The following is an 18,160-nucleotide window of genomic DNA, read 5'->3' on the forward strand; positions in this document are numbered from 1 at the left end:
AATTGCAAAAAGAGCGTTATCTGCGACAAATAGCCCTTCCCGGCGTGGGGGAAGCGGGCCAAGAAAAGCTCGCGCGCTCCCGGGTGCTGATAGTGGGACTCGGTGGGCTAGGAGTTCCGGTGGCTTGTTATCTGGCCGCGGCCGGGGTGGGGGCGCTGGAGCTGGTGGATGGCGACGTGGTCAAGCTCTCCAACTTGCAACGCCAGATAATCTACCGTACCCGGGACCTTAATCAGCCCAAGGTTAAAGCTGCCCGGAAGGCGCTGGTAGCGTTGAACCCAGAAATCGAAATCAAAGCCCGGGCCGAGACCCTGACGGAGAAATTGGCCATGCGCCTGGTGGCCAAGGTGGACGCGGTGGTGGACGCCACCGACAATTTTTCCACCCGTGCCCTGCTGAACCGGGCTTGCGTGGCTCACCGCCGCTTCCTGGTGCACGGTGGGGTGCGTAATTTCGCTGGTGAGGTGACCAGTGTGCTGCCGGGCGCCGGTCCTTGTCTGGCTTGCCTTTTCCCTTTGGATCGGGAACCCGTCTCCCTCCCCGACGAGGGGCATAACGTCTTGGGTCCGGTGCCGGGGGTAATAGGAACCCTGCAAGCGGTGGAAGTTATCAAATACTTGCTTCAACTGGGCGAGTCCTTGGTGGGCCGCCTGCTGGTGTACGATTCTCTATCCGCCACTTTCCACGAGGTCGCGGTGCAGCGCCACCCTGCTTGTCCCGTCTGCTCCGGGCTTTACAGCACCAATTCTTCGTCGCGCTCGGGATAAAAGTGATGGTAGCGGTCGGCGGGGCGATCCTGCAGATAGATCGCCGTCCAGATTAGGGGGCGTTTTTCCCGGTATTCGGCGTAGAGGGAACGGGCTTCTTCCTGGCACCGGGGGCAGGCTTGCACCGGCAGGCTAAAGGCCAGGATTTGCCGGCGGCTCCCATCGGAGTAAACTCCGTACGAGTCGATCTCCTGATAGCCCGGGCAGCGAGAGCAAAGATGCACCTTTTCCTGCTGGTACTCTTCGATTCCTTCCGTGTCGTAAAAGATGCAGCGCTTGAGCTCCACCAGATCTCCGGATGGGCGATGGCGCCACGCCAGCTCTTCCCGGTTTCGCCACACTTCCCGCAACTCCTGCACCACGGAACGAATGTATTGGCGGTGGGCGGAAGAGAGGGGATAGGCGTCCGGATCGTAATCGGGTTCGCGCACGCGGCTATAGTCGTACCCCGCGAGGGCCAAGACAATGGCGAGGTTGACGTAAGGCAGAGCTCCCTCGATGGAGTACCCTCCTTCCAGCACGCATAGATCGGGCTGCAAGAGCTCGTTGAGGCGGGCGTATCCCTGTGCGGTGAAGCACATATCGGCTAAGGGATCGGAGTAGTGGTTGTCCTGGCCAGCGGAATTGACTACCAGTTCCGGCTTGAACTCGTCCAGCACCGGCAGCACCAGCTCTTCCACTACGTAAAGGATGCCTTCGTCGTTGGTGCGGGGTGGCAGAGGCACGTTCAGGGTGTAGCCAAAGGCTCCTGGACCTCCTAACTCCCCCGTGCTTCCGCTGCCCGGGTAGAGGGTGCGTCCGTCCTGATGCAGGGAGATGAACAAAACCTCCGGGTCGTGGTAATAAATGTCCTGGGTGCCATCGCCGTGATGCACGTCGGTGTCCACGATGGCCACCCGTCTAACTCCCCAATGGCGTCGCAGCTTCTCGATCATGATAGCCTCGTTGTTAATATTGCAGAAGCCTCGGTTACCGTGGACTACCCGGCAGGCGTGGTGGCCGGGAGGACGGACCAAAGCGAAGCCCCGCCGAATCTCCCCCCGCCTCCAGGATTCGCCCAGGAAAATGGCACTACCAGCTGCTACCAGGTGCGCTTCTTCCACCTGGTCTTCTACCCGGGGCACGCAGAAATGAACCCTGGCCACATCCCGGTGGCTGGCCTGGCGGGCGCGGTACTCCGTCACGCCGGGTAGATCCAACACTCCTTCCTCGAAAAGCTGGTCGCGGGTGTAAAGTAACCTCTCCTCCCGCTCCGGGTGAGTGGGAGAAATAGCCCAATCGAAAGCCGGGAAGAACACCAATCCCAAGCGCTCGGCCACAGTTCAGTACCCCCCTTCTATTCTTTATTTTGGGCGCGAAGGTGCTTGATTCCTTCTCCGCGAGCTCCGGCTTAACAGGAGAGCGTACAATTTCAGTAGGTGACGGAGGAGGTTCATGAAGGAGGAGACCTCGCCCCTCACAGACAACTTTCATGGACTGAAAGAAGGAGCGAGGAGGAGCGAGGTCCGATGCAAACCATTTCAAATATTCAACCTCTGGTGGACCAGATCCTTCTTTTTGGAGAAAAAATCAGCGAATTGATCACCGGTTGCCGCGACTTTTACCAACTCGAGAAGGAAGTGCAGAGGCGGTCTTTAGAAATGTCCCTCGGAATTTTCGCCTGGGTTCTGCAAGAGATAGACACCCACCTCATGAACGCGAGGGACAAGCGAGTTTGGGAAGTAGTGGGGTTCAGGGAAAGGACCTTAGTCACCAGCTTTGGAGAACTCAAAGTAAAGAGGCGGCTTTACCGGAACAAGCAAACGGGGGAAGCCAAGTTTCTTCTTGACCAGGCCTTGGGCTGGTCGGAGAGATCCCGGTGCACACCGCGCTTGAAAGAGATGGCGGTGAAGCTAGGGGTGGACATGCCCTTCAGGCGAGCGGCAGAAATTCTAGGCTATCTTGTTCCGGGGATCAGCCCCATGGCGGTGTGGCAGGCCGTGCAGGAAGCAGGAGAAGCGCTCAGGCAGGAGGGAGAGTCCAGGAGAGAAGCCGTTTTTGAGAAGGGAGAGACACCCGGAGGTAAAGAGAAGACCTCCAGGCTTTACATAGAGGCCGACGGGGTGGTGGTAAGGCTTCAAAGGAGCGAAGAGAAAAGGAAAGAGGTAAGACTCTTTGTGGCTTACACGGGCAAAGAGGAAGTTGGAGGTGGACGGAAGGCTTTAAAGGACAAGCTGGTAATGAGCGGTGTAGGCGAAGGGGAGAGGATGTGGGAGGAAGTTTACTCTGGGGTAGCGAGCCGGTGGGACATGGGCCAGGTGAAGGAAATATACCTTGGGAGCGACGGGGCGGAGTGGGCCAAGCAGGGGGTAGATTACTTCCCCGGGGCAGTGCACGTTTTGGATCCTTACCATTTGAACCGGCGGCTCGTAGAGGCATTTTGGCACGACGAGGAGACTTACAACGAAGCCAAGCAGGCCATAGCTTCGAGGGAGTGGGAGAGGGTGGAAGAGGTTCTGAACAAAGCAGTGAGGGGAGTTCGGGGAGTCAGGAAGAAGAGGATAGAGGGGCTTTGGCGCTATTTGAAAGAGAACTGGTCTGGGATAATTACTTCTCCTGGTACTGAGCGGTTGGGGACCATAGAGGGGCAAGTGTGGCACGGGGCAGGGTGGCGGATGAAGAGGATAGGAGCGAGCTGGACGGAGGCAGGAGCAGACAGGATGGCGCGGGTTTTGTCGGCGCGGTCCAACGGGGAGCTAGAGAAGTACACTTCTCGGTGGGAGTTAAGGCTGGCCGGGCAGGAGCATCTGGCCCAGGCGGTGCAGGTGGAGGTGAAGCGGAAGGTAGAGGAAGCGAGGAGTTGGCTTAGAGCAGGGTTGCCGGCACTGAAAGGGCCCTCTGCCGGAGCTCCATGGGTGAAGTATGTGCTGCGGGAGTTGAGCCGGCCTAGCTTTGAGCTAGCTTGAGCCTGGTCGAGGCGGGATTGAGGCGGCGTGGTCTCAAATTCCAGGAAATTTCCTCTCCGAGTTCACCTACTAACTCTTGACGCACACGCTTAACAGTGCTTTAACCCGTCTTAGCGACCTTTTATGCTATAATTTTTGTGTAATCAATTCACTAAGGTGGGTGCACTTGCTGTTAGCGAGTCTCTATGTAGCTGCGGGAACATAATTGTACTAAAGAGTAACCAACTGGATTTTCCCTGGTTGCTACACGCCTTCTCTACCCGCCAGGGAGGGGTGAGCCAGGGCTCTTACGCTTCTCTCAACCTGGGACTCAGCACCGGCGATGACGCGGAGCGGGTTCAATGTAACCGAGACCGTCTGGCGCGCGCGCTGGGGTTTACCTGGGAACAGGCGGCGCGAGGGGAGCAGGTTCACGGTAATCGAGTAGCCGTGGTTACTGCGCCCGGAGCGGTCTTTCCTTCCACTGACGCGCTGGTGACCAACCGCGTTGGTCTCCCCCTTTTGGTTTTCTTCGCCGATTGCGTGCCCATTATGCTGGTGGATCCGGTGCTGCGCGTGATCGCCACAGTCCATGCCGGTTGGCGGGGGACGCTTCGTCGCGTGGTGCTGGAGGCTCTGGGCGTGATGCGCTCCTGCTTCGGCGTGGAAGCGCGCCATTGTTTGGTCCACCTGGGTCCTTCCATCGGTCCGTGTTGTTACGCGGTGGGCGAAGAGGTGGCAGAGCTTTTTGCCAGCTGGAAAGGAGAAGTGCTATTACGAGATCAGGGCAGCTGGCACCTTGACCTCAAAGAGGCCAACCGCCAGCTGTTGCTGGCAGCCGGCGTGCCGAAGGAAAACATCACGCTCTCTTCCTATTGCACCTCCTGCCATTCAAAGCTCTTTTATTCTCATCGCCGCGACGGCTACCAAACCGGGCGTATGGCGGGAGCGATCATGCTCAAGTGAAGGAGGGATATCTTGCCGCTGGTACTGGTAGTGGACGACGAAGAGCATATCCAGAAATTATTGCAATTCACTTTGTCTAAAGAGGGATTTCAGGTGTTGGTAGCCGCTGATGGGCCCCAGGCGCTTCAATTGGCCCGCCAGCACCGGCCGGACATCATCGTTCTCGACCTCATGCTACCAGCGCTCGACGGTTTCTCCGTCTGCGAGCTCTTGCGCCGTGACCCTAGCCTTAAGGACATCCCGGTAATAGTGCTCAGCGCCCGGGGAGCCGAAGAAGACAAGGTGCGCGGACTGGATATCGGCGCCGACGATTATGTCACCAAGCCGTTTAGCCCGCGCGAGTTAGTGGCCCGGGTGAAAGCTCAGCTGCGGCGGCAGCAGGCTCAGAGCGAGCGGGAAAAATTGGTGTACGGCTCGCTGGTGATCGATCGGGAACGCTACGCCGTAGCCTGGAAGGAGCATTGTCAATACCTCACCCCCAAGGAGTTTGATCTACTTTATTTCCTGGCCACTCACCCGGGAAGGGTGTTCAGCCGCGAGCATCTTTTGGATCAGATTTGGGGTTACGATTACTTGGGGGGGGCACGTACGGTGGACGTGCATGTGCGCTATATTCGCCAGAAGCTGGAGCAACTCCCCGGGGCGCCCCAACTCATCGAAACGGTGCGGGGTGTAGGCTACCGTTTCCGTCAGCCCGAGGAGAATCAATCCTGACGGTTCAGGTTTGGCTTCTGCCGGCATAGCTCTTTACCGAAGGGGAGTGATAGTCACGGGCAACGGTTATGCCGCCGCTTCGCTGTATTGGTGCGCTATCCTGGCAGGGCTACTTCTATTGTGGATTGTTCTGCGGCGCCATTCTCCCCCGCTCGTTCGCTCGGAGAGCTCTTCCGGCCAGTTAAGGGCCCAGATAGAGGAGTTAAGCCGAGAGAAAGAGCAGCTGCAGGCCATTCTTTCCAGCCTGGACGAAGCGGTGCTGGCGCTGGATGCCGAGGACCGGATCTCACTAGCCAACCGGGCCGTGCATAATCTCTTCGGTCTGGAGCCGGAGCAAGCTACCGGCAAGGCCATTCTGGAGGTGGTTCGAGACCACCGGTTGGAGGAATTGGTGTACCAGGTGAGAGAGGCAGGGGTACCCGCCGACCGGGAGATCACTTTGCTTTTCCCTCAGCCGCGCATTTTTCGGGTCAAGGTCTCCCCTTTGTCTTCCAACCAGGTGATGGTGGTGCTGCGCGAGGTCACGCGGGAGCGGCAGCTGGAGCGGATGCGCCGGGATTTCGTGGCCAATGTTTCCCACGAGCTCCGCACCCCGCTAACCGCGATTAAAGGCTTTGTGGAAGCTTTGCAGGACGGAGCTCTGGAGGACGAGGAAACCGCTCGGGAATTCCTGCAGATTATTGCGACGGAAACCGAGCGCTTGATCCATCTAGTAGAAGATCTGCTAAAGCTATCGCGCTTGGAAAGCCGCCAGGCGGCGATGCAACGCCGGGAAGTGAATCTTGTGGAACTCATTATGGGAATCGCTCCCTTCTGGCGCAAGCAGGCGGAGAAAAAAGGCCTGGCTTTTGAGTTGGATCTTCCCCCTGACCTGCCTCCCGTCAGAGGCGATCCGGAACTTCTCACCCAGGTCTTTGTAAACTTAATCGACAATGCATTAAAATATACTCCGGCGGGCGGGGTGCGGATAGCTGGAGAACACCGCCCTGGCTGGGTGTGCATCACCGTGGAAGACACCGGCATCGGCATTCCGCGGGAAGCTTTGCCGCGCGTTTTTGAGCGCTTTTTCCGGGTGGATAAAGCTCGTTCCCGAGCTTCTGGAGGCACAGGACTCGGACTTTCTATCGTCAAGCATATTGTAGAATTGCACGGGGGGAGAGTTGGTGTTGAAAGTGAATTCGGCAAAGGGAGCAGTTTCTGGGTTTGCTTGCCTTCGATGGTTTTTAGAGACCGAGAGGAGCAACAGTGAGGTATCGGCTCATGACGGCTAAGATAAAGGTAGAAAATTTAAACTTCTATTACGGTGACGTCCAGGCGCTGAAAAACGTGAACATCGATATCGAAGCCAATAAGATTACCGCCCTCATTGGTCCTTCGGGTTGCGGTAAAACTACCTTCTTGCGTATCCTCAACCGTCTTTGTGATCTGGTAGAGGGTACCAGGGTGGAAGGCAAGGTGCTATTAGATGAGCAGGACATCTTTGCTCCTGATATGGACGTGGTGGAACTCCGCAAACGCGTCGGCATGGTCTTCCAACGCCCCAACCCTTTCCCCATGTCCATTTACGACAATGTGGCCTTTGGCCCTCGCATCCACGGTATGAAGGACAAGCGGCGGCTGGACGAAATAGTGGAGAACAGCCTTAAAGGGGCGGCTTTGTGGGACGAGGTCTGCGACCGCCTCCACCGTTCGGCACTGGGGCTGTCCGGAGGGCAGCAGCAGCGCCTTTGCATCGCTCGCCTGTTGGCGGTGGAACCGGAGGTGGTGTTGATGGACGAGCCCACCTCGGCTCTCGATCCCATATCCACCTCCAAAATAGAGGAACTGCTGCAACAACTTAAAAAGAGTTACACCATCATCATCGTCACGCATAATATGCAGCAGGCCGCTCGGGTATCCGACGTTACCGCCTTCTTCCTCTCCGGGGAACTCATCGAATACAATGAGACGGGCGTGATTTTCACCCGCCCGCGCGACCGCCGCACGGAGGACTATATTACCGGCCGTTTTGGCTAGGCGCCAACTGGAGCAAGAAACTTGCCCTTCGCCGTTGAAAGAGATAAACTGGAAGAAATTATCTAGGTGGGAAAGGGGGCCGTTGGTTGACCACTCCGAGATACTTCGAGAAGGAGCTCGCGCTCCTGGTAAGTGATATCTTACGCTTAGGGAGCTTGGTGGAGGAAGCGGTGTTCAATTCTATCCAGTCTTTTGTTTCTCAAGACCAGGTTCTGGCCAAGCAGGTGATCGCTAGCGATGACCGCATCGACGAGCTCACTGACGACATCGAGAACCATTGCATCCGGCTCATCGCCACGCTGCAGCCCACGGCTCGGGATCTGCGGGTCATCGTTACCGGGTTAAAGATCATACTCAACCTGGAGCGTATGGCGGACCACGCTTCGGACATTGCCCGAGCCGCTCTCAACGTCTGCAAGGAATCGCTGCTTTCCCCTAGCATTTCCGAGTCCATCGTAAGGATAGCCCAATTGGTGCAACAGATGTTGAAAGACAGCTTGGACGCGTACGCCCGCGGCGATGTTAGTCGTGCTCGCTCTCTATCCGAGGCTGACGACGAGGTGGACCACCTGTACAACCGGATATTTCGCACCATTATCGAGGATATGGAGAAAAATCCGGCCAGTATTCGTTGCGGAGTCTATTTTCTCCTGGTGGCCCTGAGGCTGGAGCGCATAGCGGATCGTGCTACCAACATCGGCGAGGATGTTATTTACCTGGTCACTGGGGAGTGGGAAGTGCTTAACTAGGAGGTTTCGCGGGCTTGGTGTCGAAGATTAAAGAAAACCTCGCTCGAGTGCGAGCTGCTGTTGCCCGGGCCGCTTTGCGGGTCGGGCGCGATCCGGGGGAAGTGCAATTGGTGGTCGTGACCAAAGGGGTGTCAGTGACCGCCATTGAGGTTGTGCTGGGCGAGGGGGCGCGCGATTTGGGCGAGAACCGGGTGCAAGATCTGCTAAGCAAGCACGAGCAGCTGGGAGAACGCGCCCGCTGGCATTTTATCGGTTACTTGCAGCGGAACAAGGTAAAGCATTTGGTGGGGAAGATAGTGTTGCTGCACAGTTTGGATCGATGGCCCTTGGCTCAGGAGCTGGAAAAGTGGGGCGATCGCTACGATTTTGTTTTTCCGGCCCTGGCCCAGGTGAATATAGCTCGGGAGGAGCAAAAGCACGGACTGTTGGAGGAAGAAGTGAAAGATTTTCTCCAAGCGGTCCGATCATTGAGAAGAGTGCAGGTCCTGGGTTTAATGACCATCGCGCCCCAGGTGGGAGATCCGGAGCAGGCGCGCCCCTTTTTTCGGCGACTGGCTTCGCTGGCTCGGGAGTGCGCCGCCATACCGGGGGTACGGATGCGTTATTTGTCCATGGGCATGACTCAGGATTTCGAAGTGGCGGTGGAGGAAGGGGCTAACCTGGTGCGAGTGGGTAGAGCCATCTTTCAGCCAGAGAAAGGAGGAGTTGCCAGTGAGCAATCGTCTGCTGGACAAGGTGCTGGGATTCATAGGCTTTGAGGACGAACCGGACGAAGGCGAGGAGCAGGAGGAGCTCCAGGAGCAGGTGGTGCGGACGCGTAAGGGCCCAGCGGTGGTGAGTTTGCACACCCAGCGCCAGATGCGGGTGGTGGTGGCGGAGCCGCGTTCGTTTGTGGAAGCGCAGGAGATAGCTGATCATCTGAAGAACCGCAAGCCGGTGGTAGTGAATCTGGAGCGGGTGGAAATGGAGCTGGCGCAGCGCATCATCGATTTCGTCAGCGGAGCCGTTTACGCTTTAGGCGGGAGTGTGCAGAAAGTGAGCGCTCATATTTTGCTTTTCGCTCCCAGCAACGTTGATATCGCTGCCGAGAGCGGAGGGGCAGGGGAAGAGAGGGCGTTTATTCCCTGGCTAAAAAACCGGGAATTATAGGGAGTGGAGGAGCGTAGGATGGGAGCATTAACCGGGCTGAAGGTCGGGTTTGTCGGCGGCGGAGCCATGGGTGGGGCGTTGATCACCGGCTTAGTCCGCAGTGGCAGGGTGGCTCCGGACCAGGTGCTGGTTAGCGATCTCAGCCCCGAACGCCGAGCTCATTTATCGCAGTCGTTGGGAGTGAAGGCCCTGGCCGACAACCGAACTCTGGCGCGGGAGGCCGAGGTGGTGGTGCTGGCGGTGAAACCCGCCCAGATGCGAGCTGTGCTGGGGGAGATAGCCGACCTTCTACGCCCGGAGCAAACTTTGATTTCTATCGCTGCCGGCGTGCCCCTGGAGTCCCTGGAGGAATGGGTAGGGCAGCCGGTGCCGGTGGTGCGGGTCATGCCCAACACTCCCGCTCTGGTAGGTGAGGGGGCCAGCGCTTACGCTCTGGGACGGCACGCCGGCGAGCGGGACGCCGAGCGGACCGAAGCGCTGCTGAGCGCGGTGAGCCGGGTAATCCGGGTCCAGGAGGAGCTCCTGGACGCCGTCACTGGACTTTCGGGGAGCGGTCCGGCTTACGTGTACTTGATAATCGAGGCCTTGGCCGAGGGCGGGGTGAGGGTGGGCCTCCCTTGGAAAGAGGCTCTGTTGCTGGCAACGCAGACGGTGCTGGGGGCGGCCAAGATGGTGTTAGTGGCCGAAGAGCACCCCTCGGTGCTGAAGGATCGGGTAATGACGCCGGCCGGAACTACGGTGGAGGGTCTGTTCGTGCTAGAAGAGAGAGGAGTGCGAGCGGCCTTCATGGAGGCAGTACGGGTGGCTACCCTCCGCTCCCAAGCTCTACGGCTGAGTTCAAGCGGGAAAGGCGGCAAGGAATAGGATGGCTTGGTTGAACGCTTTGGCACTCCTGGTTCGCATAGCCTTCGACCTTTACTTCTGGCTCATCATAGCCCGGGTATTGCTTTCCTGGATCCCTCACCACCCCCGCAACGTGGTTATACGCTTTATTTACGATGTGACCGAGCCCTATCTTTCCTTCTTCCGGCGTTTTATCCCGCCCATCGGGATGCTCGATCTCTCTCCCATAGTGGCTCTTTTCGTCCTGCAGTTGCTAAAAGCCTTTTGTTTGCGGCTGCTCGCTTTCTGAAGGGGTAGGGGATGGAGTGGAAAAGTGGGAGGGCGCTTTGCAGGCGGCGGAGAAGGGTACGCTGTTGCGGTTACGGGTCACGCCCCGCTCGCGGGTCAACGCTCTGGAGGTGAGTGAGGGTTCCCTGCGCGTGCGCTTGATTGCACCTCCGGTGGAGGGTAAAGCCAACGAGCTCTTGCTGGGCTTTCTGAGCCAGCTACTGGATCTTCCAGCCCGCCGGATGGAATTGGTCGGAGGGCATAAGAGCCGGGAAAAGCTGGTGTGGATAGATTTAACGCTGCCGGAGGTCAGGCAGCGGCTAGCCGAAGTGCTGAGGAAAAAGGAGAGGTGACGCGGTTTTAAAGGCTATGGACTGGAGTAAGACGTTGAATTTACCCAAGACTGGCTTCCCCATGCGAGCCAACCTCCCCCGGCTGGAGCCGGAGATCCTGAAGTTTTGGGAAGAAATCGGAGTTTACCGTCTGGTGCAGGCGAAGAACGCTGGCCGGCCCAAATTCATCCTGCACGATGGCCCCCCCTACGCTAACGGGCACATCCACCTTGGGCACGTGCTTAACAAGGTGCTGAAGGACATTATTATCAAATACCGCTCGCAAAGCGGTTACGACGCTCCTTACGTGCCCGGATGGGACACCCACGGCCTTCCCATCGAGCAGCAGGTGGTTAAGCAATTGGGGGTTAATCGCCGCCAGCTGGGGCCGGTGCAGTTCCGCCGTCACTGCAAGGAATACGCTCTACGCTTCGTGGACATCCAGCGCCGGGAATTTCAGCGCCTGGGGGTTCGGGGTGACTGGGAGCGTCCTTATCTCACCCTCATGCCCGCCTACGAGGCGCGTCAGATAGAGATTTTTGGGGAGATGGCCCGTCGCGGTTACATTTACCGGGGGCTGCGCCCGGTTTACTGGTGCCCCACCTGCGAGACGGCGCTGGCGGAAGCGGAGATCGAGTACGCTTTGCGGGAATCCCCCTCCATCTACGTGCGTTTCCGGGTGAAGGACGGCAAAGGGGTGGTACCCGCCGGTGCCGCGCTGGTGATCTGGACCACGACCCCGTGGACCTTGCCTGGCAACGTGGCGGTTTGCCTCCATCCCGAGCTGGATTACGTGTTGGTGCGGGTGGCGGGAGAGTTGCTGGTGGTGGCTGAAGCCCTGCTGCCCTCTTTCCTGCAGGTTCTGGGAGGGGTGCAGGGGGAAGTGCTCTCCCGCTTTAAGGGGAAGGAACTGGAGGGAGCAGTGCTGGAGCACCCTCTTTTCCCCCGCGATTCGCTGGTGGTGGTTGACACTTACGTTTCCTCCGAGCAGGGGACGGGTTGCGTGCACAACGCCCCTGGACACGGCGAGGAGGACTTTTTAATCTGCCGCCGCTACGGCTTACCGGTGCTCTCCCCGGTGGATGAGAGGGGTTATTTCACTGAAGAGGGTGGCTCTTTCGCCGGTAAATTTTACCTGGAGGCTAATCGGGAAATCGTGGAAGCGCTCCGGCAGCGGGGCGCGCTGGTGGCGGCCGGGCGCATCACGCATCAATACCCCCATTGCTGGCGCTGCAAGCAGCCGGTCTTTTTTCGCGCCACCAAGCAATGGTTTGCTTCCATCGACGGTTTCCGCGACCAGGCGCTCAAGGCCATCAAGTCGGTGCGCTGGATACCCTCGTGGGGCGAGGAGCGGATCTACAATATGGTGGCCACCAGGGGCGATTGGTGCATTTCCCGCCAGCGCTGGTGGGGGGTGCCGCTGCCGGTATTTTACTGCGCCAGTTGTGGGCGAGAGATCATCACCGAAGCCACCGTCAAGCATGTGCAGGAGCTGTTCGCCGCGCACGGATCGGATATCTGGTACAGCGCCCCTCTGGCGGAGTTGATACCCCCGGGGTTGCGTTGCCCGGCCTGCGGCGCCACCGAATTCACCAAGGAAGAGGACATCATGGATGTGTGGTTCGACTCCGGTTCCAGCCATTGGGCGGTGCTGCGTCAACCTTCTCCTTGGCCGGAGCAGCGCTGGCCGGCCGACTTATACCTCGAGGGCAGTGATCAGCACCGGGGCTGGTTCAACTCCTCTCTGTCCACCGCGGTGGCCGTTACCGGGCATCCCCCTTATCGGGCGGTGCTCACTCACGGTTTTGTGGTGGATGAGGAGGGGCGCAAGATGTCCAAGTCGCTGGGCAATGTGATCGACCCCCAGGAGGTGATGACCCACCTGGGAGCGGATATTCTGCGTTTGTGGGTGTGCTCGGCCGATTACCGGGGCGATTTGGCGGCTTCGGACAATATCTTGCGCCAGGTGGCGGAGGCTTACCGGAAGATCCGCAATACTTTCCGTTTCCTTTTGGCTAACTTGTACGATTTCGATCCGTCTTTCCAGCTGGCACCGGAGGAACTCCCGGAGCTCGACCGCTATATCCTGTCGCGCTTGGAGGAGGTGAAGCGGCGGGTATGCCGGGCTTACGAGGAATACGAGTTCCACCTGGTTTACCATTACCTCTTGTCTTTTTGCACAGTGGATCTCAGCGCTTTCTATCTCAACGTGATTAAGGATCGTCTTTACTGCTCTCTGCCGCAGGACCCTGCCCGGCGGGCGGCGCAGGCGGTGCAGTACCGGATTCTTACGGACCTTTTGCGCTTGCTGGTTCCGGTGCTGGCTTTCACTACCGAGGAGATCTGGCGCTATGTTCGGGTGGAAGGGGAAAAACCAGTAAGCGTGCAGTTGCTGGATTTTCCTTCGCCCGATGACTCCTGCTTGGACCCCGCGCTAGCCGCCCGGTGGGAGAAAATCCTGGCTTTGCGGGATAAGGTGCTGGTGGCGCTGGAGCAGGCCCGGAAAGATAAAGTTATAGGCGATTCCCTGGCGGCCAAAGTGGTGTTGTCGCTTCCGGAGGAAGAGTTGCGCTGGTGGGAAGGGGTTAAAGAAGAGCTTCGCACCGTATGCGTGGTTTCCCAGTTGGAGTTTCGACCGGGAGAGCTCCGCGTGCTGGTGGAGCCGGCGGAGGGGCAGAAATGCGCTCGCTGCTGGAGGTACAGCCTTCATGTAGGCGATGATCCGGACTATCCCGAGCTCTGCCCCCGTTGCGCCGCGGTGGTGCGGGAGCTCTCGCGGGCGTAAAGCAAGCGGTAAATACGGTAGTTCCACATGGTCTTGCGCACAAACTGCCTGGTTTCGGGGAAAGGGATCTGGTCGAGATCCAGTTCTCTCCCCGACCAGGTGGAGTCTCGCAGCCATCTTTCCACATTGCCCCGGCCGCCATTGTAGGCGGCCAGCACTTTAATCGGGTCGTGAAATTCCTGAAAGAGCAGCGCCAGATACCTGGTCCCCAGAGCGATGTTAATGTCCGGGTCGTAGAGTTCCTCTGGCTGCCAGCCTTTTTCTCCTTCTCGCTGCGCCACCTCGCGCGCGGTCGAGGGGAGGAGCTGCATGAGGCCCACCGCTCCCCGAGGCGAAACGGCTTCGGGCCGGAAGTTGCTCTCGGTCTTGATAACAGCGGCCACCAGGAAAGGGTCTACGCCATTGGCTTGGGCTTGGCGGAAGATGATCTCCCGGTAAGGAAAAGGGTAATAGTGGCGGCCGATGGTCCGCCAGTGGCTTAGCAAGAGCCCGAGCAGGGCTACCAGCATCAATAGCCCACCCATCCTGGCTCTTCTCGTCATAGTTACTCTTCTTCGTCCTCCGCCAGCAATTTATGGTAGAAATATGCCGCTTGCTCGCGGGTGTGGTTGAAGTCGCCACTGTTGTCGATCACCCGGTGAGCGCGCCGGACCTTCTCCTCCTGGGGCCACTGGGCGGCCAGCATGGCATAAGCCTGCTCGGGGGGGATGCGGTCACGGGCCATGAGCCGGCGCACCGCGGCTTCCGGCGTGGCGATTACCACCCACACCTCGTCCACCAGGCTGTCCATCCCCGTCTCCAGTAGGAGGGGAGCCTCCAGTACCAGCACCCGGGGAGGATCGGGAAGCTCTTGCAGGGACCTGATTTTTTTTTGCACCGCTTCGATCACCGCCGGGTGAACGATCTCTTCCAGTCGCTGGCGGGCTCCGGCATCGGCGAAGATCAGGCGCCGCATTTTTATCCGGTCCAGCGAGCCGTCGGCGAGAAAGTACTCTTCACCGAAAACCTCTCTGATGGTCTGCAGCAGGGGCTGGCCCGGAGAGGTGAGTTCTTTTACCACCTCATCAGCTTCAATGACCGCTGCCCCCAGAGTTTTCAGATACCGGGCTACGCTGGTCTTACCGCAGCCAGCGTTACCGGTGAGCCCGATAATTTTCATCGCTTTGCTAAGTTACCTCCTCTCTCCACTCTTCCATCATATCAACGCTGGCAGTGGGAGCAAAAGTGAGTTCCTCGCCCAGCCACTTTAATTTTATTTATCGGCCTCCCGCAGCGAGGGCAAGGCTGGCCTTCCCGGCCGTAAACTCTTAGAAAAAGACGGTGCGCTCCCGGAACTCCACCCGCGTCCACGTAGTCGCGGAAGCTGGTTCCCCGGTGAGCCAGTCCCTCGGCCAAGACTTCGCGAATGGCGCGGTGCAGGCGGTGGATTTCCTGGGGGGTGAGGGTAAAGGCCTGGCGGCGCGGGTCGATGCCGGCAGCGAACAGGGCTTCGTCGGCGTAGATATTCCCCAGCCCGGCCACTATCTTTTGATCCAGCAGCAAGCTCTTGAGCGAGCGCCGGCTGCGTGCCAGCACCCCGGTCAAATAATCGACTGAAAAGGCGGGGGAGAGCGGCTCGGGCCCCAGCCTCTTTTCCAGTCTTTGTTGCAAGCTTTCCTTGTCCAAGAGCTCCACCCGCCCGAAGCGCCGGGGGTCGGTGAAACGCAGCTGCCCCCGGCCGAGCCGCAGCACCAGGTGCGTGTGCGCGGGAAGGGGAGCCGGCTCGGTTTCCCAGACCAACTGCCCAGTCATGCCCAGGTGCAGGAGCAACGCCAGACCTTTCTCCAACTCCAACCAGAGCCACTTGCCTCGCCGGTGCACCCCGATTACCCGCCGGCCTAGCAGCGGCCTGAAGTCCCACGGTGGGGGAGAAGTAAAAAACCGCACCTCTTCCACGGTGCTCCCCACGATTTGGGAAGCCAATTGGCGGCGGATGGTTTCTACTTCCGGGAGCTCAGGCATCACTCCACCTCGTAAGCTTCAAGGTCTTGCCAGTTGGGGCCGATCTTGAGATTCACCTTAATGGGCACGCGGAGAGGTAGAGCCTGCTCCATGGCGCGCTTGATGGTGGGAGCCACCGAGGCCAACTCCGCCCTGGGGAGCTCGAAGAGCAGTTCGTCATGGACCTGGAGCAACATCCGGCAGCCGAAAGAGCTCTCCTGGAGCAGCCGGTAAATGTCCACCATGGCCTTCTTGATGAGGTCAGCGGCGCTTCCCTGGATGGTGGTGTTGATGGCCAAGCGTTCGCCTAATTGGCGTTGGGTGCGGTTGCGGCTGAGGATTTCCGGTATGTAGCGGCGGCGGTTGAGGAGGGTAGTCACGTAGCCCCGCTCTCGCGCCTGGGCGATAACCTGCTCCACAAACTGCTTCACCCGTGGATAGCGCTGGAAATAGCGCTCTATATACTGGTGCGCCTCGCTGGGATCGATTTTGAGTTCCTGGGAGAGACCGTAATCGCTCATCCCGTAAACTATGCCGAAATTGACTACTTTGGCTTTGGCCCGCATTTCCGGCGTGACTTCGCCCGGATCGATGCCGAAAATTTCCGCTGCCGTTCGAGCGTGTATATCCTCCTCCCGGGCAAAGGCCTCGCACAACCCCGGGTCTTCGGAAAGGTGGGCCAGCACCCTCAGCTCGATCTGGGAGTAATCGGCGCTGAGGAGTAGGTGCTCCGAGCTCTCAGCGATAAAAGCCTGGCGGATTCGCCGCCCCAGCGGGTCGCGCACCGGGATATTCTGCAAATTGGGTTCGGCCGAGGCAAGCCTACCGGTGGCAGTGCCCGCTTGCAAAAAACTAGTGTGAAGACGACCGGTAGCGGGGTCGATCAGCTGGGGCAGGGTGTCGGTGTAAGTGCTTTTGAGTTTGGCCAGCTGACGGTAATTGAGCACTAGAGCCACTAATTCGTGTTCCTGGGCCAGCTTTTCCAGCACGGAAGCGTCGGTGGAGTACCCGGTTTTGGTCTTTTTTACCGGTTTGAGCTTGAGTTTCTCGAAGAGGATATAGCCCAGCTGGCGGGGGGAGTTGAGGTTAAAGCGCTCGCCGGCCAGCTGGTAGATGGTTTCCGCGAGGCGATTTAATTGCTCGCCCAATTCCTGCGAGAGAGCTCGCAGGCGCTCCTCCGCCACCTTGATCCCGGTTTTCTCCATGCTGGCCAGAACGGCGGCCAGGGGGAGTTCTACCTCGTAGTAAAGGTATTCCTGCTCCTGCAGCTGGATCTTGCTCTTCAATAGAGGGGTAAGCTGGCCTATCACCCGGGCCTTTTCCGGCAGCGGGGCTCCCGGTGGCAGCACGCTTCCGGCGTGCTCGAAAGCGATGCTCTCTAGTTCATTGCTAGCCGAGGGGTTGAGCAGGTAAGCGGCCAGCAAAACATCAAAGCCTATCATTTCGGGCCGGAGGCCGTAGGTTTCCAGGGTGTGCAAGCAGGTTTTGGCATCGTAAGTGCTGAGCGACTGGCTTTTGACGGCCAACTCTCGCAATAGGCGCCGATGCGCCGCTTCCCCTTCCACCAGGTAGAGTTCTTCGGCTCCGAGGCAGCAGGCCGAAACCGGTGAAGCGCTGCGGCCCCGGTTGACAGGGAGATAGGCCAAGGCCACGAAGGGCTGCCCGGTCAAGCGCTCCTCCAAGCGCTTCCATTCCGCCTCTTCTCTCAAGGTAACGTAAGGAGCGGCTGGGGCGGCGTGGCGGGCTTGGGGAAAAAGATCCAGCAACCGCTGCGCTAGGGTACGAAATTCCAGGCGAGAAAAAAGTTCGATCACCGCCTCGAAGTTAGGACCCGGCCAGGGCCGTATCTCCCCGGCGTCCAGCGGGACGTCCCGGCGGATAAGAGCCAGTCTTTTGGCCAGGAGGGCTTCCTCCCCGTGCTTTTCCAGGGTGGCGCGCAGCTGCGAGGGGAGCTCCTGCCGCCTACGCAGGAGCTCTTCCAGAGCGGAGTAGGTTTGCAGCAAGCGAGCGGCGGTCTTGGGGCCGATCCCTGGTACTCCACGGATATTATCGGAGGCATCCCCGGCCAGGGCCTTAAAATCGGGGAGCTGCCGCGGCTCGATGCCGAAACGGCTTTCGACTTCCGCTTCATGGTAAACAGCTATATCGCTGATCCCCTTGCGCATAAGGATCACCGAAGTCTGGGGCGATACCAATTGCAAGGCGTCCAGATCCCCAGTAACGATCAGGCAGCGCCACCCCTCCCGCTCCGCCTGGCTCACGAAGCTGCCGATGATATCGTCGGCTTCAAAGCCCTCCTTTTCCACCACAGGGATATTGAAAGCGGCCAGCACTTCCTTGATCAGGTCGAATTGCTGTCTTAGCTCATCCGGCGTGGCCGGGCGCTGGGCCTTATAAGTTTCCGCCAGTGCGTGGCGGAAGGTGACCCGGCTCTTATCGAAGGCGGCAATAATGGCGGTGGGACGCTGATTTTCCAGCACCTTAAAAAGCATAGAGGTGAAGCCGTACACCGCCCCGGTGGGCTGACCGGAGCGGGTGCTAAGCGAAGGGAGGGCGAAGAAGGCTCGGTAAGCTAGGCTCGATCCGTCCAGCAGCAGCAGCGTTTTTTCTTCCAACCCGGTTTTTCCCGCCTTTCCTCCGTAAATTCTACGGCTAGTATATCAAGCTG

At 59.0% G+C, this 18,160-nt stretch carries 18 protein-coding genes; 13 read left to right on the top strand and 5 right to left on the bottom strand.

Translation table 11 applies throughout. From position 1 onward, the window contains the following. The first annotated feature begins 2 nt into the window (after positions 1–2). Positions 3–767 (top strand): HesA/MoeB/ThiF family protein, encoded by a 765-nt coding sequence (locus ACTLLP_RS03795; protein WP_441060908.1) that lies wholly within the window; start codon positions 3–5, stop codon positions 765–767. On the opposite strand, the gene ACTLLP_RS03800 is transcribed toward ACTLLP_RS03795, so the two are convergent. Next, the gene (locus ACTLLP_RS03800) at positions 734–2,086 is read right to left on the bottom strand and encodes a histone deacetylase family protein (protein WP_441060911.1); all 1,353 of its coding nucleotides are present in this window, start codon (positions 2,084–2,086) and stop codon (positions 734–736) included. The genes ACTLLP_RS03795 and ACTLLP_RS03800 overlap by 34 nt on opposite strands. Positions 2,087–2,284: 198 nt before the next feature. Here ACTLLP_RS03800 and ACTLLP_RS03805 point away from each other — a divergent pair, with 198 nt between their 5' ends. The 12 genes from ACTLLP_RS03805 to ileS all read left to right on the top strand — a co-directional run bounded on the left by ACTLLP_RS03805 (position 2,285) and on the right by ileS (position 13,512). Next, on the top strand, positions 2,285–3,712 hold the full coding sequence (locus tag ACTLLP_RS03805) for an ISLre2 family transposase (protein WP_441061619.1): 1,428 nt from the start codon (positions 2,285–2,287) through the stop codon (positions 3,710–3,712). 156 nt (positions 3,713–3,868) lie between these two features. Then, complete coding sequence (gene pgeF / locus ACTLLP_RS03810; protein ID WP_441060914.1) at positions 3,869–4,657, top strand: peptidoglycan editing factor PgeF; 789 nt, start codon at positions 3,869–3,871, stop codon at positions 4,655–4,657. A 12-nt stretch (positions 4,658–4,669) separates the two neighbouring features. Continuing rightward, positions 4,670–5,371 carry a response regulator gene (locus ACTLLP_RS03815; RefSeq protein ID WP_441060917.1) on the top strand — a complete coding sequence of 234 codons (702 nt, stop codon included), beginning with the start codon at positions 4,670–4,672 and terminating at the stop codon, positions 5,369–5,371. 10 nt (positions 5,372–5,381) lie between these two features. Further along, positions 5,382–6,620 (top strand): two-component system histidine kinase PnpS, encoded by a 1,239-nt coding sequence (gene pnpS / locus ACTLLP_RS03820; RefSeq protein WP_441060919.1) that lies wholly within the window; start codon positions 5,382–5,384, stop codon positions 6,618–6,620. Between the two features lie 11 nt (positions 6,621–6,631). Further along, positions 6,632–7,387: a phosphate ABC transporter ATP-binding protein PstB gene (pstB, locus tag ACTLLP_RS03825; protein WP_441060922.1), complete on the top strand. Its 756-nt coding sequence runs from the start codon at positions 6,632–6,634 to the stop codon at positions 7,385–7,387. 86 nt (positions 7,388–7,473) lie between these two features. Further along, the gene (gene phoU / locus ACTLLP_RS03830; protein WP_441060924.1) at positions 7,474–8,136 is read left to right on the top strand and encodes a phosphate signaling complex protein PhoU; all 663 of its coding nucleotides are present in this window, start codon (positions 7,474–7,476) and stop codon (positions 8,134–8,136) included. A 17-nt stretch (positions 8,137–8,153) separates the two neighbouring features. Next, a complete protein-coding gene (locus ACTLLP_RS03835) occupies positions 8,154–8,894 on the top strand; it encodes a YggS family pyridoxal phosphate-dependent enzyme (protein WP_441061622.1) in 741 nt (246 codons plus the stop codon). Beyond that, the gene (locus ACTLLP_RS03840; RefSeq protein ID WP_441060927.1) at positions 8,848–9,285 is read left to right on the top strand and encodes a cell division protein SepF; all 438 of its coding nucleotides are present in this window, start codon (positions 8,848–8,850) and stop codon (positions 9,283–9,285) included. Before ACTLLP_RS03835 ends, ACTLLP_RS03840 begins: the two co-directional genes overlap by 47 nt. Before the next feature lie 18 nt (positions 9,286–9,303). Beyond that, complete coding sequence (proC, locus tag ACTLLP_RS03845) at positions 9,304–10,149, top strand: pyrroline-5-carboxylate reductase (RefSeq protein WP_441060930.1); 846 nt, start codon at positions 9,304–9,306, stop codon at positions 10,147–10,149. Between the two features lies 1 nt (position 10,150). After that, positions 10,151–10,417 (top strand): YggT family protein, encoded by a 267-nt coding sequence (locus ACTLLP_RS03850; RefSeq protein ID WP_441060933.1) that lies wholly within the window; start codon positions 10,151–10,153, stop codon positions 10,415–10,417. A 16-nt stretch (positions 10,418–10,433) separates the two neighbouring features. After that, complete coding sequence (locus ACTLLP_RS03855; RefSeq protein ID WP_441060936.1) at positions 10,434–10,748, top strand: DUF167 domain-containing protein; 315 nt, start codon at positions 10,434–10,436, stop codon at positions 10,746–10,748. Positions 10,749–10,764: 16 nt separating this feature from the next. Next, positions 10,765–13,512, top strand: a complete 2,748-nt coding sequence (gene ileS / locus ACTLLP_RS03860; RefSeq protein ID WP_441060939.1) for an isoleucine--tRNA ligase — start codon at positions 10,765–10,767, stop codon at positions 13,510–13,512. Here the strand turns inward: ileS and ACTLLP_RS03865 are convergent. From ACTLLP_RS03865 to polA, 4 genes are read right to left on the bottom strand one after another with little or no spacing between them, the layout of a single operon-like run. After that, the gene (locus ACTLLP_RS03865; protein ID WP_441060942.1) at positions 13,455–14,021 is read right to left on the bottom strand and encodes a lytic transglycosylase domain-containing protein; all 567 of its coding nucleotides are present in this window, start codon (positions 14,019–14,021) and stop codon (positions 13,455–13,457) included. The two genes, ileS and ACTLLP_RS03865, sit on opposite strands and share 58 nt — an antisense overlap. Positions 14,022–14,056: 35 nt before the next feature. Then, positions 14,057–14,671 carry a dephospho-CoA kinase gene (coaE, locus tag ACTLLP_RS03870; protein ID WP_441060944.1) on the bottom strand — a complete coding sequence of 205 codons (615 nt, stop codon included), beginning with the start codon at positions 14,669–14,671 and terminating at the stop codon, positions 14,057–14,059. A 41-nt stretch (positions 14,672–14,712) separates the two neighbouring features. Beyond that, positions 14,713–15,513 carry a DNA-formamidopyrimidine glycosylase gene (gene mutM / locus ACTLLP_RS03875; RefSeq protein ID WP_441060947.1) on the bottom strand — a complete coding sequence of 267 codons (801 nt, stop codon included), beginning with the start codon at positions 15,511–15,513 and terminating at the stop codon, positions 14,713–14,715. Then, positions 15,513–18,107: a DNA polymerase I gene (polA, locus tag ACTLLP_RS03880; protein WP_441060950.1), complete on the bottom strand. Its 2,595-nt coding sequence runs from the start codon at positions 18,105–18,107 to the stop codon at positions 15,513–15,515. The genes mutM and polA overlap by 1 nt, the downstream gene beginning before the upstream one ends. Positions 18,108–18,160 lie beyond the last annotated feature (53 nt).

The sequence above is a fragment of the Desulfothermobacter acidiphilus genome, assembly GCF_052073645.1.
Taxonomy (GTDB): Bacteria; Bacillota; Desulfotomaculia; order Desulfotomaculales; family Ammonificaceae; genus Desulfothermobacter; species Desulfothermobacter acidiphilus.